The sequence below is a fragment of the Streptosporangium fragile genome (assembly GCF_039534445.1).
Classification (GTDB): Bacteria; Actinomycetota; Actinomycetes; order Streptosporangiales; family Streptosporangiaceae; genus Streptosporangium; species Streptosporangium fragile.
This window is the reverse complement of record NZ_BAAAVI010000046.1, coordinates 47822-72377: the sequence shown is the minus strand read 5'-3', so window position 1 is coordinate 72377 and position 24556 is coordinate 47822. Positions and strand designations below refer to the sequence as shown.

23 protein-coding genes, 1 pseudogene and 1 riboswitch are annotated in these 24556 nt (G+C 71.8%); of the genes and pseudogenes, 16 read left to right on the top strand and 8 right to left on the bottom strand.

Annotation, left to right across the window (positions count from 1 at the left end; genetic code table 11):
• Nucleotides 1–135: 135 nt before the first annotated feature.
• From qcrA to ctaE, 3 genes are read right to left on the bottom strand one after another with little or no spacing between them, the layout of a single operon-like run.
• Nucleotides 136–1245, bottom strand: a complete 1110-nt coding sequence (gene qcrA / locus ABD841_RS27090) for a cytochrome bc1 complex Rieske iron-sulfur subunit (protein WP_344977713.1) — start codon at nucleotides 1243–1245, stop codon at nucleotides 136–138.
• Entirely contained in the window at nucleotides 1242–2057 is an 816-nt protein-coding gene (gene qcrC / locus ABD841_RS27085) for a cytochrome bc1 complex diheme cytochrome c subunit (protein ID WP_344977711.1), read from the bottom strand. Before qcrC ends, qcrA begins: the two co-directional genes overlap by 4 nt.
• 16 nt (nucleotides 2058–2073) lie before the next feature.
• Entirely contained in the window at nucleotides 2074–2691 is a 618-nt protein-coding gene (gene ctaE / locus ABD841_RS27080) for an aa3-type cytochrome oxidase subunit III (protein ID WP_344977709.1), read from the bottom strand.
• A gap of 195 nt (nucleotides 2692–2886) precedes the next feature.
• On the opposite strand from ctaE, the gene ABD841_RS27075 reads away from it, so the two are divergent.
• From ABD841_RS27075 to ABD841_RS27065, 3 genes are all read left to right on the top strand, one after another.
• Nucleotides 2887–3285, top strand: a complete 399-nt coding sequence (locus ABD841_RS27075) for a response regulator (protein WP_344977719.1) — start codon at nucleotides 2887–2889, stop codon at nucleotides 3283–3285.
• 42 nt (nucleotides 3286–3327) lie between these two features.
• Nucleotides 3328–4374, top strand: coding sequence for an anthranilate phosphoribosyltransferase (trpD, locus tag ABD841_RS27070; protein WP_344977707.1), 1047 nt, complete (start codon nucleotides 3328–3330; stop codon nucleotides 4372–4374).
• Nucleotides 4375–4549: 175 nt separating this feature from the next.
• Nucleotides 4550–5500 carry a sensor histidine kinase gene (locus ABD841_RS27065; RefSeq protein ID WP_344977705.1) on the top strand — a complete coding sequence of 317 codons (951 nt, stop codon included), beginning with the start codon at nucleotides 4550–4552 and terminating at the stop codon, nucleotides 5498–5500.
• Between the two features lie 75 nt (nucleotides 5501–5575).
• Here the strand turns inward: ABD841_RS27065 and ABD841_RS27060 are convergent, their stop codons facing one another.
• Genes ABD841_RS27060 through ABD841_RS27050 form a run of 3 tightly spaced genes read right to left on the bottom strand, consistent with a single transcriptional unit; the run spans nucleotide 5576 to nucleotide 7891 of the window.
• Nucleotides 5576–5863, bottom strand: coding sequence for an Lrp/AsnC family transcriptional regulator (locus ABD841_RS27060; RefSeq protein ID WP_344977703.1), 288 nt, complete (start codon nucleotides 5861–5863; stop codon nucleotides 5576–5578).
• Nucleotides 5864–5907: 44 nt separating this feature from the next.
• The gene (locus tag ABD841_RS27055) at nucleotides 5908–7632 is read right to left on the bottom strand and encodes a DEDD exonuclease domain-containing protein (RefSeq protein ID WP_344977701.1); all 1725 of its coding nucleotides are present in this window, start codon (nucleotides 7630–7632) and stop codon (nucleotides 5908–5910) included.
• A 31-nt stretch (nucleotides 7633–7663) separates the two neighbouring features.
• Nucleotides 7664–7891: a hypothetical protein gene (locus ABD841_RS27050; protein WP_344977699.1), complete on the bottom strand. Its 228-nt coding sequence runs from the start codon at nucleotides 7889–7891 to the stop codon at nucleotides 7664–7666.
• Between the two features lie 110 nt (nucleotides 7892–8001).
• Here ABD841_RS27050 and ABD841_RS27045 point away from each other — a divergent pair, with 110 nt between their 5' ends.
• Complete coding sequence (locus ABD841_RS27045; protein ID WP_344977697.1) at nucleotides 8002–9222, top strand: sensor histidine kinase; 1221 nt, start codon at nucleotides 8002–8004, stop codon at nucleotides 9220–9222.
• Between the two features lie 58 nt (nucleotides 9223–9280).
• The gene (locus tag ABD841_RS27040; protein WP_344977695.1) at nucleotides 9281–9958 is read left to right on the top strand and encodes a response regulator; all 678 of its coding nucleotides are present in this window, start codon (nucleotides 9281–9283) and stop codon (nucleotides 9956–9958) included.
• Between the two features lie 5 nt (nucleotides 9959–9963).
• Here the strand turns inward: ABD841_RS27040 and ABD841_RS27035 are convergent, their stop codons facing one another.
• Nucleotides 9964–11085, bottom strand: coding sequence for a phosphotransferase family protein (locus ABD841_RS27035; RefSeq protein WP_344977693.1), 1122 nt, complete (start codon nucleotides 11083–11085; stop codon nucleotides 9964–9966).
• 241 nt (nucleotides 11086–11326) lie between these two features.
• Here ABD841_RS27035 and ABD841_RS27030 point away from each other — a divergent pair, with 241 nt between their 5' ends.
• From ABD841_RS27030 to ABD841_RS27000, 7 genes are all read left to right on the top strand, one after another.
• On the top strand, nucleotides 11327–12589 hold the full coding sequence (locus tag ABD841_RS27030; protein WP_344977692.1) for an NYN domain-containing protein: 1263 nt from the start codon (nucleotides 11327–11329) through the stop codon (nucleotides 12587–12589).
• Between the two features lie 117 nt (nucleotides 12590–12706).
• Nucleotides 12707–13348, top strand: coding sequence for a hypothetical protein (locus ABD841_RS27025; RefSeq protein WP_344977690.1), 642 nt, complete (start codon nucleotides 12707–12709; stop codon nucleotides 13346–13348).
• Nucleotides 13349–13462: 114 nt separating this feature from the next.
• Entirely contained in the window at nucleotides 13463–14437 is a 975-nt protein-coding gene (locus ABD841_RS27020) for a C40 family peptidase (RefSeq protein WP_344977688.1), read from the top strand.
• A gap of 704 nt (nucleotides 14438–15141) precedes the next feature.
• A riboswitch (cyclic di-AMP (ydaO/yuaA leader) is annotated at nucleotides 15142–15301 on the top strand.
• 118 nt (nucleotides 15302–15419) lie between these two features.
• The gene (locus ABD841_RS27015) at nucleotides 15420–15959 is read left to right on the top strand and encodes a C40 family peptidase (RefSeq protein ID WP_344977686.1); all 540 of its coding nucleotides are present in this window, start codon (nucleotides 15420–15422) and stop codon (nucleotides 15957–15959) included.
• 304 nt (nucleotides 15960–16263) lie between these two features.
• Nucleotides 16264–17112, top strand: coding sequence for a gluzincin family metallopeptidase (locus ABD841_RS27010; protein WP_344977684.1), 849 nt, complete (start codon nucleotides 16264–16266; stop codon nucleotides 17110–17112).
• Nucleotides 17109–18386, top strand: coding sequence for a M48 family metallopeptidase (locus tag ABD841_RS27005; protein WP_344977683.1), 1278 nt, complete (start codon nucleotides 17109–17111; stop codon nucleotides 18384–18386). The genes ABD841_RS27010 and ABD841_RS27005 overlap by 4 nt, the downstream gene beginning before the upstream one ends.
• A complete protein-coding gene (locus tag ABD841_RS27000; RefSeq protein ID WP_344977680.1) occupies nucleotides 18383–19507 on the top strand; it encodes a glycosyltransferase family 4 protein in 1125 nt (374 codons plus the stop codon). The genes ABD841_RS27005 and ABD841_RS27000 overlap by 4 nt, the downstream gene beginning before the upstream one ends.
• On the opposite strand, the gene ABD841_RS26995 is transcribed toward ABD841_RS27000, so the two are convergent.
• Nucleotides 19504–21303 (bottom strand): AMP-dependent synthetase/ligase, encoded by a 1800-nt coding sequence (locus ABD841_RS26995; RefSeq protein ID WP_344977677.1) that lies wholly within the window; start codon nucleotides 21301–21303, stop codon nucleotides 19504–19506. The two genes, ABD841_RS27000 and ABD841_RS26995, sit on opposite strands and share 4 nt — an antisense overlap.
• 208 nt (nucleotides 21304–21511) lie before the next feature.
• On the opposite strand from ABD841_RS26995, the gene ABD841_RS26990 reads away from it, so the two are divergent.
• The 4 genes and pseudogenes from ABD841_RS26990 to ABD841_RS26975 all read left to right on the top strand — a co-directional run.
• The gene (locus tag ABD841_RS26990) at nucleotides 21512–22279 is read left to right on the top strand and encodes a metallophosphoesterase family protein (protein ID WP_344977674.1); all 768 of its coding nucleotides are present in this window, start codon (nucleotides 21512–21514) and stop codon (nucleotides 22277–22279) included.
• Between the two features lie 118 nt (nucleotides 22280–22397).
• The gene (locus tag ABD841_RS26985) at nucleotides 22398–22835 is read left to right on the top strand and encodes an SRPBCC family protein (RefSeq protein WP_344977671.1); all 438 of its coding nucleotides are present in this window, start codon (nucleotides 22398–22400) and stop codon (nucleotides 22833–22835) included.
• Nucleotides 22836–22959: 124 nt separating this feature from the next.
• Complete coding sequence (locus ABD841_RS26980; protein ID WP_344977668.1) at nucleotides 22960–24201, top strand: ArsA family ATPase; 1242 nt, start codon at nucleotides 22960–22962, stop codon at nucleotides 24199–24201.
• A pseudogene (locus ABD841_RS26975) lies at nucleotides 24191–24556 on the top strand (hypothetical protein); the annotation flags it as partial. The gene ABD841_RS26980 and the pseudogene ABD841_RS26975, both read left to right, overlap by 11 nt.

Genomic DNA, 24556 nt, shown 5'->3' with positions numbered 1-24556 from the left:
CGATCTCGCCCAGCAGGAACGACCAGTGGTCGGGGAAGACCTTGCGCAGGTTGCGCTTGAGGAAGTTGCCGGCACCCACACGTTCGTCGATGAAGTTGCTCACGCCCGCGATGGGCTTCGGAACGGGTCCGGTGCTCATGCGTGGCCTCCGTTCTCACGGACCTCGGCCTCGGCGTCGCCACGCTCCCAGAAGCTGGGACCGACAGGGACGGCGAAGTCTCCCGTGGCCACGAGGTAGCCCTCGTTGTCCACGGAAATCGGAAGCTGCGGCAAAGGACGGGCGGCCGGCCCGAAAACGACCTTGGCGCCGTCGGCGGCGTCGAAGGTCGACTGGTGGCACGGGCACAGGATGTGGTGCGTGCTCTGCTCGTACAGGGCCGCGGGGCAGCCGACGTGCGTGCAGATCTTGGAGTACGCGATGATCCCGTCGTGCGTCCAGTTCAGGTTCGTCCCGGACTTGATCTCCTCCGGACGGAGCTTGATCAGGATGAGGGTCGCCTTGGCCAGTGCGTTCAGGTCGTGCTCGTAGCCCTCGGGCACCACCGAGAGGATGCCGCCGGGGGAGTTGAAGTCCGCCGCGCGGATGGGGTCGCCGGTGCCCTCGACGACGAGCTTGCGGGGCTTGCCGTCCTTCGTCTTCTCGCCCCAGACGGTGTGCCGGAGCTTGGCGGGGAAGTCGCTGTAGGCGGGGCCCAGGTCCCGCAGGAGGACCAGCGGGGCCAGACCCAGCGGGGCGGCGGCGGCCAGCAGCGTGCGGCGGAGCAGCGGCCGCTTGGTGATGCCGCTCTCCTCCGCGCCCTGCAGGAAGGTCTCACCGACGTAGGCCCGCGCCTCGCTGCCGGAGGCCATCGGGTGGCGCTCCTGGACCAGGTTGTACTTCGGCATGACCATGCGGACCCAGGTCACCATGCCCACGGCCAGCCCGAGCAGGGCCACCGTGAGCGAACCGCCCAGCGCGAGGTTGGAGATCGCCGTCGAGTTGATGTCACCGACCTGGAAGACCACGTAGGAGACGACGAAGGCGATGCCCGCGAGGAAGGTGACGGTGAAGGAGAGGGCGGCGATCCGCTCGCCCTTCTTCGCCGTCTTCTCGTCCTGCGGGATCACGCCGGGAACCTGGACGCCCCCGGCCGCCGGCTCCTTGGCGCCGAGCAGGGAGGTGCTCGCCGCGGGCGAGGGGGTGCCGATGACGCGCTTGGGCACGCGTTCTTCCGGCTGGTCTGTGCCGTGATTTATGTCAGTCATTTGGCCTGTCGCTTCTTCGCGGTGATCCAGATGGCGGCCAGGGAGAGCAGGCTGAGGCCGACGACCCAGGCCACCAGGCCCTCGGTGACCGGGCCGATGCGACCGAGACCCGAGCCGCCCGGGTCGGTCTGCTGGCGCATGCTCACGATGTAGGCGATCATGTCCCGCTTCTGCTCGGGAGTGATGATGCTGTCGTTGAACACCGGCATCGCCTGCGGGCCGGTGATCATGGCCTCGTAGATCTGCTCCGGAGTGGCCGGGTTGAGCTGCGGGGCGTACTTGCCCTGGGTGAGGGCGCCGCCGGCACCGACGAAGTTGTGGCACTGGATGCAGTTCGCGCGGAACAGCTCGCCGCCCTTCGCGGCGTTGCCCTTGGCGGGGTCGACCTGCTCCTTCGTCGGGATGGTCGGGCCGCCGCCGAGGGACTGGATGTAGGCCGAGAGCTGCCGGATGGTGTCCTCGTTGACCCACGGCGCGGGCTGCTTGCGCGGGGCCTGCGAACCGGGGTTGGCCAGGGGCATGCGGCCGCTGCTGACCTGGAAGTCCACGGCTGCGGCGCCGACGCCGACGAGGGTCGGGCCCGTGGGGGTGCCCTCGGCGTTGAGCCCGTGGCAGCTGGAGCAGCTCTGTTCGAAGAGCTTCTTGCCCTCTGCGACGTCGTCGGCCCTGCCGGATGCGATGGCGGCGTCGGCCTGCTGGCTGGAGGAAACCGCCAGGGCGACGGTGTAGACCCCGCCGATCAGTCCCAGGGCCAGGAGCAGGACGGCGTATCTCGCGAGGGGATGCCGCCGTCCAGCGGTGATCCTATTCACAGAGATCCCCGATTCCTTAGTGAATGCCATAGATGGTCACGAAAAGCCCGATCCAGACCACGTCGACAAAGTGCCAGTAGTAGGACACGACGATCGCGCTGGTCGCTTGCTCACGAGTGAAGCGCTTCGCGGCGTACGTGCGTCCCAGCATGAAGAGGAACGCGATCAGTCCACCGGTCACGTGCAGGCCGTGGAAGCCCGTGGTCAGGTAGAACACCGAGTCGTACGCGCTGTGCGACAGGGTGTGCCCCTCGTGGACCAGCTGGCTGTACTCGTACAGCTGGCCGCCGACGAAGACGGCGCCCATCAGGAAGCTGACGATGTACCAGAAGCGCAGCTTGGCGACCTGGCCCTTCTCGGCCGCCCACACGCCCAGCTGGCAGGTCACACTCGACAGGACCAGGATGATCGTGTTGGCCAATGAGAACGGGACGTTCAGATGAGCCTCCGGCCAGGGCAGACCCTGGCCGATGCTCACTGACCGGATGGTGAAGTACATCGCGAACAGCGCCGCGAAGAACATGAGCTCGGAGGACAGCCAGATGATCGTCCCGACGCTGACCAGATCTGGTCTACGAGACGAATGTGCTGTCGTCTTCGGTGAAATTGCGGATGCTGTCGCCACGGGCAGCATTATTGCGGCTCCCCTGCTCGGGTCGCCGCACGACCCCCCGATAGGGGGTTCAATCGTCACCCTAATGTGGATCTATGGGGCAATTCACTCACCGACACCTCTGCCCTGGGTGCGCGGGCGAGGTGACCGGTAGCATCCCAGGTGACCATACATCGACGAGGGATAGTGAGCGCGACCGTGACCACCGACGACAAGATGAGGGTCCTCGTCTACAGCGACGACGCGAGCATCCGGGAGAAGGTGCGGCAGGCGATCGGCCGCCGCCCGGCGGGCGACGTGCCCCTCGTGGAGATCGTGGAGTGCGCCACCCACCCCAAGGTCGTCCAGCACTTCGACTCGGGTGAGATCGACGTCGCCGTGCTCGACGCCGAGGCCCAGCCGGCCGGTGGGATGGGCGTGGCCCGGCAGGCCAAGGACGAGGTCCACGACTGCCCGCCGATCTGCCTGCTGATCGCCCGCCGCGACGACCGCTGGCTGGCCGAGTGGTCCCGCGCCGACGCCGTCGTGGCGCAGCCGATCGACCCCGTGGCCCTCGCGGAGACCGTCGCCGACCTGATGCGCCGCCGTCTCTCCACCCGCCTGACCGCCAGGTGACGACCTTCCCGACCGTCCGGTAGAACCTTTCTGGAGATCCTCATGGACGCGCGCACCACCTGGCCCGCGCTGCTCTCGGCCCTGCTCGCGGGCGAGCACCTGACGGCCGACGAGACCGCCTGGGCGATGAACGAGATCATGTCCGGCTCCGCCACGTCCGCGCAGATCGCCGGGTTCATGGTGGCGCTGCGGGCCAAGGGAGAGACGGTCGCGGAGGTGACCGGGCTGGCGCGCACGATGCTGGACCGGGCCACCCCCCTGACGGTCGAGGGCCCGGTCGTCGACATCGTCGGCACCGGCGGAGACCGGGCCCACACGGTCAACGTCTCCACGATGGCCGCGATCGTGGCCGCCGCGGCGGGCGCGCGCGTGGTCAAGCACGGCAACCGCGCGGCCTCGTCCTCCTGCGGCGCCGCCGACGTGCTGGAGCACCTGGGGATCGTGCTCGACCTGGCCCCGGCCGACACGGCGAGGGTCGCCGTCGAGGCCGGCATCGCCTTCTGCTTCGCGCCGGTCTACCACCCGGCGCTGCGCTTCGTCGGCCCGCCGCGCAAGGAGCTCGGCATCCCCACCGTCTTCAACTTCCTGGGCCCGCTCACCAACCCGGCCCGGCCCGCCGCCCAGGCGATCGGCATCTTCGACACCGGTATGCTCCCCGTGGTCGCGGGCGTCTTCGCCGAGCGCGGGGTCTCGGCGCTGGTCTTCCGGGGCGACGACGGGCTGGACGAGCTCACCACCGCGACGACCTCCACGGTCTGGGTGGTGCGCGACGGCGGCGCCGACCGGACCGTCTTCGACCCGGCCGCCCTGGACATCCCCAGGTCGGCGCCCGACGCGTTGCGCGGCGGGGACGTGGTGTTCAACGCCCAGGCCGTACGGGACCTGGTCCGCGGCAAGACGGGCCCGGTCCGCGACGCGGTGCTGCTCAACGCCGCGGCGGCGCTGGTCGCCCTCGACGGCGCGGGCGACGACCTGAACGCGGCGATGGCCGCGGGCTACGAGCGCGCCACGCGCGCCGTCGACTCGGGGGCCGCCGCCGAGACCCTCGACCGCTGGATCGAGGTCAGCCGCTCGCTGAAGCGGTCCTGACCCCGCTCTCCCCGCGGGCCGGAAGCCCGGCCCGCGGGCCCGGCCGGGCGGGCCGGAACCCCGTGGCGGAGGCCGGGCTCCGGGCCTCCGCGCGGGCACTCTCCTCTCTTGGGCGGATGGAATGTCCCCCCGTGAGGGGATGTAGCCCCTGACATGGGCGATCTACATTGCGCTCATGTGGCGTGTTGACCTTCCTGATGACCAGATGGCCGTTCTGCTGTCGTGCGTGGCGCTCGGCCTCTGCCTGCTCGTGGCGGGCCTGTTGTACGAGCGCAGACGGCTGCTTTTGAGAATGCGGTCGGGAGAGGCCACGCTGGCCGTCCAGCGGGAGGCGCTGGACCGTGCCACGTACGCCGAGCGGCGGGCGCGCATCGCCTGGGAACTGCACGATGTGGTCGCTCACGGGGTCAGCATGATGACGCTCGGTGTGGGCGCCGGCCGGATGATCATGGATAAGGATCCGGCGCGGGCCAGGGAGACCCTGCGGGTGGCCGAGGAGTCCGGGCGTCAGGCGCTCATCGAGCTCCAGCGGACCCTCTCGCTGCTCGACAACGGGGGCTCACCCGCCGGCAGGACCCCGCAGCCCAAGCTGTCCGACCTGCCGGACCTGGTGGCCCGGGTCCGGGCGGAGGGGCTGCGGGTGGACGTGGAGGAGGACGGCAGTCCCGCCGAGGTCGGGCTCGCCCTGGAACTGTCGGCCTACCGGATCGTCCAGGAGGCGCTGGAGAACACCCTGCGGCACGCCGGGGCCAGTTCGGCCCGCGTCACACTGCGCTGGCGGCCGGGCCTGCTCGAGGTGCTCGTCCGCGACGACGGCCGGACCGCCTCCTCGGCGGCGTTCGGCCACGGGCTGCTCGGCATACGAGAGCGGGCCGCCCTGTTCGGCGGCACGCTGGAGGCGGGAGCCCTGCCCGAGGGCGGGTTCGAGGTGCGGGCCCGCCTGCCCACACTGGGCGAGGCCCGGTCCGGGAGCGCCCATTCGGACGAGACGCGGCCCATCGCCCGCCCGAGCGGTGCACGGCCCTACCCGGCGGGCTCGGACGGGGTTCGTCCGGGTCCTGCCGTCCCGGACGGGATCCGGTCAGGTCCGGTCCGCCCGGGGACGGCTCACCCGGGAACGGCTTAGCGGTGCTCGTCCGGGTGACGCGTGCCGGTCTCGTCCGTGTGCCGGGGGCACCGGCCCCGGCCGCCACGGGTGGTGTCAGTTGGTCTCGTCGAGGCCGATCGAGAAGGCGGCGTCGAGATCGTGCCGGGAGTAGGTGCGGAAGGCGATGTGGGTCTCGGTGCGCAGCACGCCGGGCACCTTGTTCAGCCGCCCCGGGATGACCTCGGCGATCTCCTCGTAGGCGGCGACGCGGACCACGGCCAGCAGGTCGTACTCGCCGGTGATGGAGTAGACCTCGCTCACCCCGTCGATCTCGGCGATCGTCTGGGCGACCTCGGGGATCTTGTCCACCTCGGCGTTGATGTGAACGATCGCGGTGACCACGAGCTTCCTCCTCGTTGAGTGCGGTCTTGCCGTCTCAGAAATTATCAGCGCAGCGGCCGGCCCTCGCGCGGGCGGCGCGGCTCGGCCGCCTGATAGGCCCGGTCGATGCGTTCCCTGAGCCGGCCGGCCCCGGTCACGGGCAGGCTCCAGGTGCCCTCCACCTGCACCAGCCGCACCCCGGGGCTCTCCAGCCAGCGCAGGATGCACTCGGTCTCCTCGGCGCCGGCCGCGTGAACGGGGCCCGGCCCGGGGACGACGGTCTCCGCGGTGGCCGTCAGCGCGTCGACGAACGTGCCGGGGTGGGCGCCCTGCGGCATGACCCCCGCCGAGGCGAGCCGGCCGTAGCGGACGACGTGGACGTCCCAGGCGTCGCCGGCCGCCGGGGCGGCCGCGACCAGCTGGAGGATCGCGGTCAGCGACCGCAGCCGCTGCATGCGCGCCGAGGTGCGGACGTAGGAGGCGAGCCGGTCGCGGTCGGCCGCGGCCTCCTCGTAACGCTGGTCGAGGGCGAGGCGCTCCATCCGGGCCTCGATCGCGGAGAAGACCGGGGCGGCGTCCAGCTCCATCACCCGGCGGGCCGTCGCGACGTGCACGGCGTACTCGTCGACGCTCTGGCGCCCCTCGCAGGGCGCCCCGCATTTGCCGATCTCCGCGAGCGCGCAGGCGGAACGCCTGCTCCGGGGTGTGATCCGCTCGGTGCACTGCCGGAGCGGGACGGTCTCGTGCAGCGCGGTGCGGGCGTCCTCGGCGGCCTTGGTGCTGGTGAACGGGCCCAGGTAGGAGGCGTTGTCGTCTCTGACCTCGCGGACGATCGACAGCCGGGGGAAGTGCTCGTCGGTGAGCTTGATCCAGAACATCTTCTCCGGGAAGCGCGACCTGCGGTTGTAGCGCGGCTTCGCCGAGCCGATCAGCCTCAGCTCCCGCACCTCGGCCTCCAGCGCGGTCGCGCAGGCGATGGACCGGACCCGCGCGGCGATGCCGATCATCTCCCGGATGCGGGGCCGGGTCTCGGCGGCCGTGAAGTAACTGCGCACGCGGTGGCGGAGGTTGGTGCTCTTGCCGACGTAGAGCGGGTCGCCGCTCTCGTCCTCGAAGACGTAGACGCCGGGACCGGTCGGCACGGAGTCGGCCAGGTGCCGCTTGCGGCGCTGCTCCGGGCTGGGCGCGCGGACGAAGCCCTTCAGCTCCTCGAAGGTGTGCACCCCGAACGAGCCCGCCCGCTCCAGCAGGGCGTGCAGCACGTCGACGGTGGCCCGCGCGTCGGCGAGGGCCCGGTGACAGGGCTCGGTGCCGCTGAACATCCTGGCCAGCGTGGACAGCTTGCAGTTGGGCACCTCGTCGCGGGTCAGGAGCTTGCGGGCCAGGTCGACGGTGTCGACCACGGGGTGGGCGGGTGGCGGGTAGCCGTGCGCGGCGCAGGCCGCCCTGATGAAGCCGAGGTCGAAGCCCGCGTTGTGGGCCACGAGGGTGGCCCCGCCGGCGAACTCCAGGAACGCCGGGAGCACCGACTCGATCTTCGGCGCCGCCACGACCATGCTGTCGGTGATGCCGGTCAGCACCGAGATGAACGGCGGGATCGGCGAGCCCGGGTCGACCAGGGTGCCGAACTCGCCGAGCACCTCGCCACCCCTCACCTTCACCGCGCCGATCTCGGTGATCGCGTGCTCGGCCGCGGAGACACCCGTGGTCTCCAGGTCGAACACGACGAAGGTGATCTGGCTGAGCGGTGTGCCCAGCTCGTCCAGCGTCCCCTGCACCGCGTAGTCCACGGTTCACGACCATAGAAGCCCTCACCGACATTTACCGAGGGGGGCCGGGATCCGCCGGTCCGCCGGCGGAGGACGCCGCCGCGCCCAGCGCCAGGCCCAGCACGCCCACCACGATGCTCGCGAAGATCTCGTACCCGTCGAGGAACCCGATGTGGTTGACCAGGTACCAGCCCCGGCCGTCGCCCCAGACGTTGCTGACGACGCCGCCGGCGGCCTGGACGAGGCAGAGGATCGAGAGGATCTTGATGGTGGCCTTCATGCCACCAGCCTGACGGCGGGAGGGGGTCCGCCGCGTCGTCCCAAGGTCGGCGGAGACATCGACTTTGGTCGCTTCCACGGTGGTCCGGCACGGCTCTAACCTCGGGGAGCGTGACGGAATATCGGTGGCTGCTGCCCGCGGTCATGCTCGGCGAGCAGCGGGAGGAGCGCGTGGGCGTGCGACGCTCGACCCGCGACTGGATCGTCGACATCGCCGTCTTCCTCCTGGCCGCGGGCCTGGGGCTGCTGACGGCCCTCCAGCTGGGCTCCGACACCGTCACGTCGCCGCTGGTCGTCGTCTCGGACCAGGTCGTCGTCGCCGACCAGGTCACCGGGGCGGCGGCGTGCGCGATGGTGTGGCTGCGCCGCCGCTGGCCGGTCGGGCTGGCGCTCGCGCTCCTCCCGGTCTCGCTCCTGTCCGTCGTCGCGGCCGGGCCCATCTGCGTCGCCCTGTTCACCGTGGCCGTGCACCGGCCGTTCCCGTACGTGGCCCTGACGGGTGGGCTGCACCTGGTCACGCTCGTGCCCTTCCTGTGGTGGCGGCCCGACCCCGAGCTGCCGTTCTGGGCGAACCTGGCGCTGTCCGTGATGATCTACATCGTGCTCATCGCCTGGGGCATGTTCGTCCGGGCCAGGCGCCAGCTCGTGCTCTCGCTGCGCGACCGCGCCGAGCGCGCCGAGGTGGAGGCGGAGCTGCGCGTGGAGCGGGCCAGGCACCTGGAGCGCGAGCGCATCGCCCGGGAGATGCACGATGTCCTCGCGCACCGGCTCTCGCTGCTCAGCGTGCACGCGGGCGCGCTCGAATACCGCTCCGACATGGCGCAGGACGAGGTGGCCGGGGCCGCGGGGGTCATCCGGGCGGGGGCGCATCAGGCGCTCCAGGACCTGCGCGAGGTCATCGGCGTGCTCCGGCTCGGCGCGGAGGGCACCACCCCCGACCGGCCCCAGCCGACCCTGGCCGACCTGGCCGGCCTCGTCGAGGAGTCCCGCCGGGCGGGCATGGAGGTGACGCTCGACATGCGGGTCGGCGACCCCGCGGGCGCCCCCGCCCGGCTGGGGCGGAACGCCTACCGGATCACCCAGGAAGGGCTGACCAACGCCCGCAAACACGCGGCGGACGCCCCGGTGGGCGTCACGGTGGCCGGCGGCCCCGGCGACGGGCTGACCCTGGAGATCCGCAACCGCGTCACCTCCGGGCAGGCCATCCCCGGGAGCGGGACGGGCTTGATCGGGCTCACCGAGCGCGCGGAGCTGATGGGCGGCCGTCTCCGCTACGGAAAGGGAACCGACGGCCGTTTCCTGCTCAGCGCGTGGTTGCCGTGGCCCGCGTGACCCGCCCGGCACCCCGCCGCGGACCCCGGGCGATCGCGGATCGGCTACGGTGATCGGCGTGAACCCGGCACCTCCCGGACCGCCGACGCGCGTGCTGATCGTCGACGACGACGCGCTCGTCCGCGCCGGACTCTCGATGATCCTGGGCGGTGCCGCCGACCTCGTGGTCGTCGGGGAGGGCGCGGACGGCGACGAGGTGCCGCGGCTGGTGGCGGAGTGCCGGCCCGACGTGGTGCTGATGGACATCCGGATGCCCAGGGTCGACGGGCTGGCCGCGACCGAGGGCCTGCGCGCCGCCGCCGGCGCCCCCGAGGTGGTCATCCTGACGACCTTCCACGCCGACGCCCAGGTGCTGCGGGCGCTGCGCGCGGGGGCGGCGGGGTTCCTGCTGAAGGACACCCCGCCGGGCGAGCTGGTCGCCGCGATCCGCCGGGTGGGGGCGGGCGAGCCGATCCTGTCGCCCGCGGTGACCCGCCAGCTCATCGCGCACGTCGCCGAGGGCGGCGCCGGGTCGCGGCGCGAGCGCGCCCGCGCGCTGCTGGCCGAGCTCAGCGACCGCGAGCGTGAGGTCGCGGTGGCGGTGGGCAGCGGCCGGTCCAACGCGGAGATCGCCGCCGACCTCTACATGAGCGTCGCGACGGTCAAGGCACACGTCTCCCGGGTGCTGGCCAAACTGCGGCTGAACAACCGGGTGCAGATCGCGCTGATCGTCTACGACGCCGGCCACCTCTCCTGACCGGATCAGCGGTGCCAGTAGGCCCCGTCCAGCATGCGTTCGATCGACGCCCGGTGCAGGACCAGGTCGTCGGGGTCGTCGGGCATGGGCTGCTCGCCGAAATGGATGCGGCGGTGCCAGACGCGGGCCATGATGACGCCGTGCCGGAGCGCGGCGTACATCTCGTAGAAGTCCATGTCACGCGGCGCATAGCCGGTGATCTCCCGGTAGGTCCGGCACACGTCCTCGCGCCGCATGAAGTCGGGCAGCCCGGGGAGTCCCATGACCTCGGCGACGTCCTGGAAGAAGCGGTGCAGGAAGATCATCCAGCCGAGGTCCACCTCGCGCGGGGCGACGGCGGCCATCTCCCAGTCCAGCACGGCCACCGGTGTGAAGTCGCGGTACATCACGTTGCCGATGCGGGCGTCGCCCCAGCTCAGCACGTCGGGCCCGGGATCCTTGGGCCAGTGGTCCTCCAGCCAGTCGAAGGCCCGCTCCAGCAGGGGGATCCGCAGCGCGCCGTGCGCCCACTCGTAGTAGGCCCGCTGGTCGTCGACGTGCCGGCGCAGCGCCGAGGAGCCCGGCCCGGCGATGTGGAGCCGGCGCAGCTCCCCGGCGGTGAAGGGGGCGTCGTGGAGCTTGGCCAGGATCTCGACGCTGTGCCGCTGCAGCCGCTCGCGGTCGGCCGGGGAGGCGTCGAGCAGCCAGCCCTCGAAGGTGTAGGGCGTCATGTCCGGCGGCACGTCCCCGAGGAGCCGCTCCATCACGAAGAACGGGGCGCCCATCGGCTCCGGGTCGGGCTCGAACCACAGGGTCCGGGGCGCGGGCACCCCGGCGCGTTCCCTGACCACCCGCATGACCTCGAACTGTTTGCCGAGGTCGTAGCAGGGGAAGACCGGCACCGCCTCGCTCGCCGGGGCCATCCGGGCGACGCACCGCACCTCTCGCCTGCCCTCGGCCGACGTCCAGGAGGCGTCGAAGAGCAGGGTCTCGCTGGACAGGCCGTTGCCGCGGGGGTGGGAGATCGGGGAGACTGCGACGGGCAGTCCCAGGCGGCCGGAGAGCCACACCCGCATCCGGTCGCGTAACTCTCCGAGATCGCGGGTGGAGGTCCGCATCTCCTCGGTCTGCCGGCGCTGCTCTTCCATCGCGCTGTCTCCCGGGTGGCGTGCGTCACAAGGCGATGCGCACAGTCGTATACCTGAAAGCAAGCGCTTGTCTACAAAAGGTTCATCCCCGTGCCGTCCGCCGTCCGCGTTCCGGTCAGGTCAGGGTCAGGTTCCGGTAGCCGTACCCTTGACGTGAAGACCGATCCGAGTAGGGGCCGTGATGAGTTCAGCCGGAGAGGGCCTGTCTCGTCCGCTACCCGAGCAGGTTCGCTTACATGTCGTGGAGCTGGCATCCCAGATGCTGGGGTCGATGCCCGCAGCCTCGGTGCCTCCGCCGCTGCGGGGGATCGCCAGGTTCGATCCCCGCAAGCGAGCCAAGCTGGGGGGCGCGCCGATCGCGGCCCAGCTGGAGACCGACAAGAAGTTCCGCGAGCTGGTCGCCGAGGCGGTGAGCAGCGGCTGGCCCGAGCTGGTGGCGAGCCTCGCCGAGGGCACGGTGCCCCCGGCCGCGGAGCCCGTCCTCGTCGCCGCCGCCGCGTACCTGACCCGTCCGCCGGGCTGGGTGGACATGGTCGAGGCCGCCCGCGCGGACCTGGAGCAGTCGGCCGTGGTGGCCGAGGGCTCCGCGCAGGAGCAGACGCTCGCGCGGCTGCGCGAGCAGCTGGCCGCGCAGAAGGCCGCGGCCAAGGAGGAGGCCGACCGGCTGCGCGAGCAGCTCAAGTCGTCCCGCTCGGAGATCTCCGACCTGCGCCGCAGGCTGCACGACGCCCGCGAGCGGGCCAGGGCCGCCGAGGCGCGTGCCGCGGAGGCCCAGAAGGAGGCCGAGGAGGCCAAGTCCGTCGCGGCCTCGGCGGGGAACTCGACGGAGAGCGAGCTGCGCCGCCTGCGCGAGCGCCTGGCCGACGCCGAGCGTCAGCTGGAGGCCGCGCGCCGGGCCGCCCGCGAGGGCCGCAGCGTCGAGGACACCAAGGTCCGCATGCTGCTCGACGCCCTCCAGGACGCCGCGGCCGGGTTGCGCAGGGAGCTCGCCCTGCCGCCCAGCATCCACCGGCCCGCCGACTCGGTGGCCTCGGTCACGCCGGGCAGGCAGGGAGCTCAGGCGGTGCCCGCGCGGGCGCTCGCCGACGACGACCCCGCGCTGCTCGACCAGTTGCTCGCGCTGCCGCAGATCCACCTCATCGTCGACGGCTACAACGTGACCAAGACGGGATACGGCACGCTCACCCTCGCCGACCAGCGCACCCGCCTGCTGACCGGTCTCGGCGCGCTCTACGCGCAGACCCGCACCGAGCTGACCTGTGTCTTCGACGGCGCGGAGCTCAACGGCCCGGTCCCCGTCTCGGCTCCCCGCGGGGTGCGTGTGCTGTTCAGCTCGCCGGGCCAGATCGCCGACGACCTGATCCGGCAGCTGGTGCGCGCCGAGCCCGTGGGGCGGGCGGTCGCGGTGGTCTCCTCCGACCGGGAGGTCGCCGAATCGGTCCGCCGGATGGGCGCCCGGCCGGTGCCCTCGGCGCTGCTGCTGCGGCGTCTGGGGCGCGGCTGACCCGGGGCCGGCCCTTGCCGTCTCCGCGTCGTCCGCAGGGCACGCTTTCGCATCGTTCACAGGACACGTAAACCTTTTGGGGGCGCGGTGCATCGGATCACGCAGGAGGTTGATTCGATGAAGAAGATCATAGCGTTCGCCTGCGCCGCCGTCGCCGCCACCGCCGTCGCCGCCGCCCCCGCCGCGGCGGCCCCCGCCGCGGCACCGGCCATCCCCAAGGGCTTCCTGCTGTACGAGAAGGACGCCGCCAAGAAGGACGACAATCCGGAGACGAACTGGGCCGTCAGCAACTCGGTCAAGGCCCGGTTGGCCGTCAACCCGTGCGACAAGGCCGCGCTGGCCAGGACCGGCCGGGTGGCCGCCCGTACGGTGACCTTCACCGGGGTGCCGGATTTCATGAAGGTCGAGCAGGTCGTCCTCTACCGTTCGCCGGCCGACGCCGCCAAGGCCGTCGCCCAGGTGCGGGGCGCGCTGACCGCGTGCGGGGCGGTGACGAACTCCGGTTCCACCTACCGCTACGTGTCCACCCGGGTGACGGGTCTCGGAGACGAGGCGCTGAAGGTCTCCGGGCAGGTCTACTACGGCAAGAAGGCCGGGGTGGGCGGTGACCGGAGCGTGCTGGTCAGGAAGGGCAACGCCGTTCTGGTCTACCTCTGGGCGGGGGAGTACAGCGCCCCGGCCGCGTCGGACTGGGCCGTTCAGCTGCGTGACGCCCGGAAGATGACCGCCAAGATCTGCGCCGTCGCCACCTGCGGGTAAATCGGGTACGGAACAAACTTGCCGAAAAGGTGAGCCTTCTATACTTCTTCTGTACTATTTCGCCGCAGGTCGATGCGTTCAGGAGGCGTTGTCGTGGCCGTGGCGGGTATACCGGTGAGATTGCTCCGAATCCCGGTTGCCGCCGGGCTGGCTCTCGCGCTCGTGACGGTCGTCCCCACGGGGAGCGCGGGGGCCGAGCCGAAGCCGACGCCCGCCCAGGCGAGGAAGAAACTGGAGAAGCTCAACGAACAGGCGGACCTTCTCGTCGAGAAGTACAACCAGGCCTCCGAGAAGTGGAAGCGCGCCAGGAAGAAGTACCGGGCGCTCAACGACGACCTCACCCGCCAGGGCGAGAGGGTCGCCGGGCTGCGTACGGAGCTCGTCACCATGGCCGTCAGCACCTACCAGTTCGGGTCGATCACCGGCTGGGAGGGCATGGTCAGCCAGACCGATCCCGGCGCCCTGCTGAGCGGACTGGCCGCGGTCGACCAGCTGTCGGCCAGCCGTGCCCAGTCCCTGCACGCCTTCGACGAGGCCACCAAGGAGCTGCGCGACAGCCGCGACAAGGCCAAGGACGCCCTGGCGGAGGCCGACCGGACGCGCGACGAGCTGGCCGTGGAGAAGGCCAGGGTCGAGAAAATGATCAAGGCTCAGCAGAAGGTCCTGCGCGAGGTCGGCGCCTACAACCCCGGTAATCCCGACAGCGCGGGCATCCAGTACAACGGCCCGGCCTCGGGCAACGCCCGCGCCGCCCTGGAGTTCGCCTTCGCCCAGGTCGGCAAGCCCTACCAGTACGGCGGCACCGGCCCCGGCGGCTGGGACTGCTCCGGCCTGGTCCAGGCCGCCTGGCGCAGCGGCGGGGTCAGCCTGCCACGCACGACCTGGGAGCAGTGGAGCTGGGGTGCCGGCCGCAAGGTCTCGCTGAACGATCTGCAGCCGGGCGACCTCATCTTCAGTGAGGGGCTCGGCCACGTCAGCCTCTACGCGGGCGACGGCAAGATCGTGCACGCTCCGCAGACCGGCGATGTCGTCAAGGTCGTCCCTCTCTCGGCGTACGGCCGTCGCCTCGTCGGGGCCGTCCGCCCCTGACGCGCCCGCGGGTGCCGCCCGGCCCGCGCCGGTCTGTCGTTCCGTACGCACGTCTCCCGTACGCACGTCTCCCGTACGCGCGTCTCGCGCCGGTCTGTCGTTCCGTACGCACGTCTCCCGTACGCGCGTCTCGCGCCGGTCTGGCGTGCCGTGCGTTCGTTTCGTGCTGGTCTGTAGCTTCGTCGTCTGTTTCGCGTGCCGGCCCGTCCCGAGCGCCGGGACCGGTGCCCTCCGTCTGTCCCGAGCCCGTCACCGCCCCCGTCACCGTGGGGTCCGGCATCGTCGACGCCGCCTCCGGCCGCATCCGTGGCTCCGCACCCAGCCCTGTCCACGCCCCCGTCCGCGGCGTCCGTTCCCGCGCCGGGCGCCGACCCGTCTGTCTCCCGGTCCGACGGAGATCAAACCGAGATCAACACCAATGTGACATATGTTACAGAAGTGATGAATTGCGGGGAGTGATTCGTAAGATGTGACGAGAGTCATATCTCGATAGCATAAATAGCGATTAAGCAGGGATAACGGGAAGATCACGAGGCGTTTTTGATCTTCAAAGTTGGTGAATGCTTTGCCGGATGGTGGAGATCCGGGTACCTTCTGGCCTCGCGGCCGCACGCCATGCTGCCGCGGTCCAGATCGGCCTCCGGGCCGATGCCCCATAGAAATCCAACCGGCCGCCGCTCCCTCGACCCGGGGTGCGCCCCCGTCGCGGTGGCCTGCCGAATTCGTGCAGCCAGGAGGCACGAAACCGGGGACCCAAAAGGCCCGCGAAAGCATGGTCAGGGGTGAATCGGCATTTTTATGCCGTAGGGCATCTTCCAGGCCCGAATCCGTCAGCTAACCCGGTAGGCATCAGTGGAAGTCCCAAGGAGAAATCCTGTCTACCACCCTGCACAACCCCCGTCTGTCGCGCCTTTTCCGCCTCTCCATCGGCGGGTTCGCCCTCACCCTGACCGCCTCAGCCGGAGCGGTCACGCTGGGGTCCATGACGGCGGAGGCGATGGCGGACACCGCGCCCACGCTCCAGGTCAACGGCACCGCGAGCGGCTCCGAGCAGGTCCAGAGCACCGACGGGACCGAGACTCGGACCGAGAGCGAGGCCAAGACCAAGGCCAAGGCCAAGGCGAAGGCCAAGGCCAAGCTGAGCAAGGCCGCGTTGCAGAAGGTGCGGGCTCGAAAGGCCGTTTCGGTGGCCAAGAAGCAGGTCGGCGATCCGTACCGGTGGGGAGCCTCCGGTCCCGGCGCGTTCGACTGCTCAGGGCTCGTCCAGTTCGCCTGGCGCAAGGCCGGCGTGTCCCTCCCCCGGATCACGCACAGCCAGTACCGGGCGATCAGGAAGAAGGTCTCGTGGAGCAATCTGCGCCCCGGTGACCTGCTGTTCTTCAGTGGGAAGGGCCACGTCGGCATGTACGTCGGCAACGGTCGCATGGTCCACTCGCCGAGCAGCGGAAAGACGGTCCGGATCGTGAAGCTGGAGGGGTACTACCGGTCCTCCTTCGCCGGAGCGGCCCGGCCCGGAGCCTGAGCAACGGACACCGGCCCCGTCCATCCCCAGGGAAGGACGGGGCCGCTCCATGCGTGGTGCGCACACCGGCGGATCGGCGGCCGTCGATCGACGCGCCCGCCACCGTGGAGATCGACGCGCCCGCCACCGTGGAAAGGCGGCTCCCGCCCGTGCCGCACGGGTTCACCCGGCGCCTCGACGGCCTCCCGCCTACCGCCGGTGGTCGACCCCGGTGTCCTCACCTCGGAGGGCACCTTCGCGCGTCGGCTCTCGCCCGGGGCGTGAACCCGGGCACCGTCCGGCGGTCACGGTAGCATCGGGCCGTATGTCCGTCCCGAAGGGGCGTCGCGCCGTGCTCGCCGGGATGCTGGCGCTGATGAGCGCCGGGCCGCTGCTCACCGGGGCCGGGCCGTCGCCCGCCGGGGCCGCGTGGCCCCCGCGCGACCGCGACCTCCCACCCGGCCTTCCTGACCTCCCGGGCGACGTTCCGGAGCTGTGGCCGGGGGAGGCCGCCGCCGTCCGCGGCGAGCACTCCCTGGTGATCGGACACCGCGTCCCGCCCGCCGTCCTGCGCGACCTGGCGGTCAGGGCCGACCGCGCCCGCCGCGCGGTCGGAGCGGTCTGGGGGCCGGTGCGGGCGCTGGTCCTGTTCCCCGCCACCGACGCCGAGGCGGCGGCGCTCGCCGGAGCCGGAAGCACCCGAGGTCTGGCCGCGATGGCGACCGCGGACCGGGTGATCGTCCTGCCGTCGGGCTACGCGCGGCTCACCCCGACCGGCCGGGACGTGGTGATCACACACGAGCTCACCCATGTGGCCACCGGCGCGACCCGGGGCGGCCGGGTGCCGATGTGGTTGTCGGAGGGGTTCGCCGACTACGTGGGCTACCGCGGTGCCGGGATCCCGGTCCGAGTGGCCGCCGCCGAGCTGGCCGCGGAGGTACGGGCGGGCATCGTGCCCGCCGGCCTGCCGGGGCCCGCGGACTTCGCCCCCGGCGCCCCCCGGCTGGCCCAGGCGTATGAGGAGGCCTGGCTCGCCTGCCGGTTCGTCGTGGAGCGCTTCGGCGAGAAGGCCCTGGTGAGGCTCTACGGTAGCGATACCGGGACCACGCTGGGCCTGCCGGAGGCCGAGCTCACCGAGGCCTGGCGCGACTACCTGCGGAAGGAACTCGCATGACGCTGAGCACGACGGGCAGGCCCTCCGGCATGCGCGCGGCGGGATGGGCGCTGGCCGCCCTGGGGGCGGTCACGCTGGCCGTCGTGGCGTTCACCACGCCCTGGCGGGCGCTGCCCGGGAGCGCTCCGGAGGTCGTCCCCGATCCGGCCCGCGACTTCACCCCCGCCCAGATCGCCCGCGCCGAGACGTTCGACGCGCTGGTCAGTGTCCCCGCCTACCTGTCGCTCGGCCTGACCCTGGTCGTCGCCGGGGTGCTGGTGGCCACCCCGCTGGGCGCGCGGCTGGTCGGCCGCCTGCGCGGCCCGTGGTGGCTGCGGGCTCTGCTGGGTGTCGCGGCGCTGTCGGCGGCGACCGAGGTTCTGCGCTGGCCGCTGGGCATGTGGTCGGAGACCCATCTGCGTGACTTCGGGCTGTCCACCCAGACCTGGCTGCCCTGGGCGGCCGACCGGCTCAAGAACATCGGCGTCAGGACCGCGCTGATCGCGATCATGGTGCTGGCCGTGATCGCACTGGCGCGACGCTACCGGCGCTGGTGGATCCCCGCGGCGGCCGGGGCGTTCGGGCTGACCCTGCTGGCGTCGTTCGCCTACCCGGTGGTGATCGAGCCGCTCTTCAACGACTTCCGGCCGATGGCCGACGGCCGGCTCCGCGACGACCTGCTGGCCATGGCCGCCAGGGACGGCGTGCCGGTCGACGACGTGCTCGTCGCCGACGCCTCCCGCCGGACCACCGCGCTCAACGCCTACGTCTCCGGCTTCGGCGCGACCCGCAGGATCGTGGTCTACGACACCCTGCTCCAGGCGCCCGCCGACGAGGTCGAGCTGGTGGTGGCGCACGAGCTGGGCCACGCCAAGGCGGGCGACGTGCTGGCGGGCACGCTCGTCGGCGGTCTGGGGGCGGCCTTCGGCGCCTGCCTTCTCTACCTGGTGACCGCGGCGCCGGGGGTACGGCGGCGGGCCGAGGTCTCCTCACTCGGCGACCCGCGGGCGACGGCCCTGCTGATGGGGGCACTGAGTCTGGCCACGGTCCTGTCGGGACCGGCCACGAACCTGGTCAGCAGACACATCGAGGCCCGTGCCGACGCCCACGCGCTGGATCTCACCCGGGACCCGGCGACGTTCGTGGCCATGCAGAAACGCCTCTCGGTCACCAACATTTCCGATTTGTCACCTGATGTCATCGAATATGTGCTCTATGTGTCCCATCCTCCGGCGCCGGAGCGCATCGCCATGGCGCGCTCCTGGGCCCTGCTGAACGGGTTCCGGGAGCCGTGAAACGCACACTCGTCATCACGAACGACTTCCCGCCCCGGGCCGGCGGCATCCAGTCGTTCGTGCACGGCCTCACCTCCCGCCGCCCGCCGGACTCGGTGGTCGTCTACGCCCCCGACTGGCCCGGCTGCGCGGACTTCGACGTGCGGCAGCTGTACCCGGTCGTGCGGCACCCCACCTCGGTGATGCTGCCCACGCCCGCCGTCGCCCGCCGGGCCGCCGGCCTGGTCGCCGAGTTCGGGTGCGACACCGTGGTCTTCGGGGCGGCGGCCCCGCTCGGGCTGCTCGCGCCCCGGATGCGCGCGGCGGGCGCGCGGCGGGTCGTCATGGTCACCCACGGCCACGAAGCGGCCTGGGCGGGCCTCCCGGTCGGCCGTCACCTGCTGGCGCGGATCGGCGCGCACGCCGACGTCGTCACCTACCTGGGCGAGTACACCCGCAGGCGGCTGGCCGGGACGATCCCGGAGGACAGGCTCGTCCGGCTCGCGCCCGGCGTGGACACCGCGGTGTTCCACCCGGACGCCGACGGTGGGCGGGTGCGCGCGAGGCTGGGCCTGGGGGAGCGGCCGGTGGTGGTCTGCCTGTCGAGGCTGGTGCCGCGCAAGGGCCAGGACACGCTCCTGCGCGCCTGGCCCGCCGTGCTGCGCGACGTGCCGGACGCCGTGCTCCTGATCGTCGGGGGTGGGCCCTACCGCAGGGCCCTGGAACGGCTGGCCTGGCCGCTGGGCCCGTCGGTCAGGATGACCGGCCCGGTGCCGGCGGCGGAACTGCCGGGCCACCTCGCCGCGGGCGACGTGTTCGCCATGCCGTGCCGCACCCGCCTGGGCGGGGCCGACGTCGAGGGGCTCGGCATCGTCTACCTGGAGGCCTCCGCCAGCGGGCTGCCCGTGGTGGCCGGTTCGTCCGGTGGCGCCCCCGAAGCCGTACGGCACGGGGAGACCGGCCTGGTGGTGGACGGCAGATCCCCTCGCGAGGTCGCGGTCGCGTTGTCCGGGTTGCTGAAGGACCCGGCGGGGGCGCGCGCGATGGGGGAACGCGGCCGGGAGTGGGTCGCGCGCGAGTGGAGCTGGGACCTCGTCGCCTCCCGGTTCGCCGGAATCCTGGAGTCCGCGGAGAGCGCCTAGGACCTCTCGTAGAGGGCGTCGATCTCCTTGGCGAAGTCGCGCATCACGAGGTCGCGCTTCACCTTCAGGGACGGGGTGATGTGCCCGCTCTCCTCGGTGAGGTCGGTGTCGAGCACGACGAACTTCTTGATCTGCTCGGCCTTGGAGACGGTCCGGTTGGCGTCGTCCACCGCCTTCTGCACCTCGGCGAGGATGACCGGATCGGAGCGGAGCTCGTCGAGGGCGGCCCCGGACCTGCCGTTGGCGCTCTTCCACTGCTCCAGGGCCTCGGGGTCGAGCGTGACGAGCGCCGCGACGAAGGGACGGTCGTCGCCGACCACCATCGCCTGGCTGACCAGCGGGTGGGCGCGGATGCGGTCCTCCATCGGGGCCGGGGCGACGTTCTTGCCGGCGGCGGTGACGAGGATCTCCTTCTTGCGCCCGATGATGCGCAGGTAGCCGTCGCGGTCGAGCTCGCCGACGTCGCCGGTGTGGAACCAGCCGTCGGCGTCGATCACCTCGGCGGTGGCCTCGTCGTTGTTCCAGTAACCGGCGAAGACGTGACGGCCCTTGACCAGCACCTCGCCGTCGTCGTCGATGCCGACGGTGACGCCGGGGAACGGCTTGCCGACGGTGCCCACCTTGTTGGCGCCCGGCATGTTGACCGTGGACGGCGCGGAGGTCTCGGTGAGGCCCCAGCCCTCGAAGACCTCGATGCCCACGCCGCGGAAGAAGTGACCGAGCCGCTCGCCCAGCGCCGAGCCGCCGCACACCGCGGCCGACAGCTTGCCACCGGTGGCGGCGCGCAGCTTGCGGTAGACGAGCTTGTCGAACAGCGTGTGCTTGAGGGTGAGGCCCAGCCCGGCCCCGCCGGACGACTCCGCCCTGCTCCAGGCGATGGCGGCCGCGACGGCGGCGTGGAAGATCCGGCCCTTGCCCTCGGCGGAGGCCTTCTGCTCGGCGGTGTTGTAGACCTTCTCGAACACGCGGGGCACGCCGAGCAGGAACGTGGGCTTGAACGACTGCAGGTCGGGGCCGACGTTCTTCATGTTGGCGGTGTGCGCCAGGACAGTGCCGGTCTCGATGAGCACGATCTGGATGATGCGGGCGAAGACGTGCGCGAGCGGGAGGAAGAGCAGCGCCGCCCTGTCGTTCACGGTGAACAGCAGCTCCAGCGGGCCGTGTGCCACGTTCCTGGCGGTGAACAGCAGGTTGTCGTGGGTCAACCGGCAGCCCTTGGGCTTGCCGGTGGTGCCCGAGGTGTAGACGATCGTCGCCAGGTCGGCGGCGCGGCGGCCGGTCCTGCGCTCGGTCAGCGTCTCATCGGAGACCTCGGCGCCGCTCGCGGCGAGCTGCTCCAGGCCGTCGCCCTCGAAGCGCCAGACGTCCTTGAAACCGGGCAGCTCCGACGCGCCCCCACGGACGGCGGCCTCGTGCTCGTCCAGCTCGACGAAGGCGGCCCTGGCCCCGCTGTCGGAGACGATCCACCCGACCTGGTCGGCGGAGGAGGTCTCGTAGATCGGCACGCTCACCGCGCCCGCCGCCCAGATCGCGTAGTCGGCGACGGTCCACTCGTAACGGGTGCGGGACATCAGGGCCACCCGATCGCCCGGCTCGACACCCGCCGCGATCAGGCCCTTGGCCACCGCGACCACCTGGTCACGGAACTCCGCGGCGGTGACGGCGGCCCAGTCGTCACCGGCCTTGCGGCGCATGACCACGGTGCCCGGCTCCTGTACGGCGCGCTGGAACACCGTGTCGGTCAGGTTGGCGGATGCGGGGACATCCACCATCACGGGGACGCTGTACTCGCGCACGGGGTCACTCCTGAAGACGCACGGTTCGATGGGCTTCCTGGAAGCTATCGTGATGAGTTACGCATGAGTAGATTCGTCACCCAGGCGTTATGGAGGGGGGTTTCACCGTACCAAGCCTCCTCGTGTGAGAGTCTTTGGCCGCGCCGCGCGCTCCACCACCCCTGCCCTGTTCCTTATGTTGCTATTCGTGGATCGTTAGGATGTCCGCATGCGGGTTCATGTCGTCAGCGATGTGCACGGAAGAGCCGACGCCCTGGCCCGCGCGGGAGACGGCGCCGACGCCCTGATATGCCTGGGCGACCTGATCCTGTTCGTCGACTACGACGACCACTCGCAGGGCATCTTCGCCGAGCTCTTCGGGGCCGAGCAGGCCGCGGAGTTCATCGCGCTGCGCACGGCCAAGCGGTTCGACGAGGCCCACGCGATGTCCGCCGCCCTGTGGGCCTCGCTGGACGGCGACCCCCGCGACCACATCGAACGCTCCGTCCGGCGGCAGTACGGCGAGATCTTCGCCGCGATGCCGGCCCCCGCCTACCTCACCTACGGCAACGTGGACCTGCCGCGCCTGTGGCCCGAGTACGTCCGGGACGGCCACCGGGTGCTCGACGGGGAGACGGTGGAGATCGGCGGTCTGCGGTTCGGCTTCGTCGGGGGCGGGCTGCGCACCCGGTACCGGACCCCGAACGAGATCGACGACGAGGAGTTCGCGCGCAAGGTCGAGGCGGTGGGCGAGGTGGACGTGCTCTGCTGCCACATCCCCCCGGCCATCCCCGAGCTGCTCTACGACGTGGTGGCCCGGCGCTTCGAACGGGGCAGCGAGGCCACACTGGAGCTGATCAGGCGGACCCAGCCGCGCTACGCCCTGTTCGGCCACGTCCACCAGCCCCTGGCGAGCCGTACGCGCGTCGGCAGGACCGAGTGTCTCAACGTGGGGCACTTCCGCGGCCGGGGCGTGCCCTTCGCGCTGGAGTGGTAGCGGCCGGGCCGCTCGGTCACCCGGCGCGGCCGGACGGCCGCCCGCGGGGACGCTTCCCCCGCCGGACCCGGCGTCGCCGGGCGTTCGCGATCGATCACGAACCGAGTACGGTTGGCTCATGGCTGATCGCACCACTTCCAGCATCACGATCGGGGCGGACCGGTCGACCATCATGGCGGTCATCGCCGACTTCCCCTCCTATCCGGGGTGGGCGGGCCAGGTGAAGTCGGCGCAGGTCCTGTCCACCGGGGAGGACGGTCGCCCGGCCACGGTCCGGTTCGTCCTGGACGCGGGCGTGATCAGCGACGAATACACCCTGGGCTACACCTGGCACGGTGACGAGTCCGTCGAGTGGAGCGTCGCCGAGGGCGGGAAGATGGTCTCGGGGCTCACCGGAAGTTACCGGCTGACCGAGGCGGGCAGCGACACCCAGGTGACGTACGAGCTCGCCGTCGACCTCAAGGTCCCGATGATCGGCATGATCAAGCGCAAGGCGGAGAAGGTCATCATCGACACCGCCCTGAAAGGGCTGAAGAAGCGCGTCGAGGCCCCGTGAGCGAGCCGGGTGCGCACGGCCCGGCCACGGAGCCGAGACCGGCGCCGCCCGACCGGGGGAGCGCGTGGGCGAGCGGGCCGGTGAGCGCGGTGGCTTGGCGAGTGTGTCCGGCGGAGGAGGACGCGTGAGCGAGCGGAGCGAGCGGGCCGGTGAGCGCGGTGGCTTTGCGAGCGTGTCCGGTGGAGGAGGAGGCGCGAGCAGGGTCCTGCTGTTCACCGGCAAGGGCGGTGTCGGCAAGACGACCGCCGCCGCGGCCACGGCGACCCTCGCCGCCCGCTCCGGGCTCAAGACGCTCGTGGTCTCCACCGACACCGCGCACTCCCTGGCCGACGCGCTCGGCGTGCGCGTCGGAGCCGAGCCCGCCGAGATCGCCCCCGGCCTCTCGCTGCACCAGGTGGACACCCAGCGGGCGCTGGAGCGGCAGTGGGGGGAGCTCCGCGACTACGCCAGAGACGTCTTCGCCGAGCTGGGCCTCGACGAGGTGACCGCCGAGGAGATCACGGTGCTGCCCGGCGCCGAGGAGGTCATCGCCCTGCTGGAGCTGCGCGGGCACGCCCGCACCGGCCGGTGGGACGTGATCGTCGTCGACTGTGCCCCCACCGCCGAGACGCTCCGGCTGCTCGCCCTGCCCGAGGCCCTCGACTGGCACGTCAACCGGCTGCTGCCGGTCGGCAGGCGGCTGTTGCGCACCCTGTCCCCGCTGATCCGCAGGCTGGCCCAGGTCAGCGTGCCGGAGGACCACGTGGTCGGAGCCGGTGAGCGGCTCCACCGGGGCCTGCTGGAGGTGCGCGAGCTGCTCACCGGGCCCGGCGCGAGCGTCCGGCTGGTGCTCACTCCCGAGGCCGTCGTGCTCGCCGAGGCCCGGCGCACGCTCACCTCCCTCAGCCTGTACGGCTACCGGGTCGACGCGGTGATCGCCAACCGGGTCTTCCCCGCCGGGGGCGCCGACCCGTGGCGGAGCAGGTGGGTGGCGGCGCAGAGCAGGCACCTGGCCGAGGTGGAGCAGTCCTTCGCCCCGCTGCCGGTGCACATCGTGCCCTACATGGACGCCGAACCCGTCGGCGTCGACGCCCTCGCCCGCGTCGCCGAGGCCATGTACGGCGACTCCGACCCCTTCGCCCCGCCGACCGTCGACCCCCCGCTGCGCGTCACCCCGGAGGGGGAGCTGATCCTCGCCCTGCCGCTCGCCGAGAAGGACGAGGTCGACCTGGCGCGGAAGGGCGACGAGCTGATCATCAATGCCGGCCCCTACCGCCGGGTCCTGGCCCTGCCCGCAGCCCTGGCCCGCAGGCCGGTGCGCGATGCGGCGCTCCGAGATGGGTTTCTCCGGGTACGGTTCGAGTCGGGAGGGCCTGATGACCGATAACACGAATGACGCAGGAAAGACCCGTAAGCCCCGGGCACCCCGGAAGGCCGCCGGGTCCGGGACGTCCCCGGAGGCCGGGACACCGGCCGCGCCTGAGGGACCGGCCAAGGCCGACGCGCCCGCGGCGGCCGGGAAGCCGACGGCGGGGGACGGTACGGCGAAGACGGGCGGTACGGCGAAGACGAGTGGTACGGCGAGAGCGGGTGGTACGGCGAAGGCCGCGAGCGCGGGCAAGCGCGGGAGCGCGGCAAGCACCCGGAGCGCGACCAAGGCCGAGAAAGCGGGCGGGACCGAGCAGGCGGCGCAGGCTCAGCGTGATGAGGCGGAGCGTGTGGCGCAGGCTCAGCGTGATGAG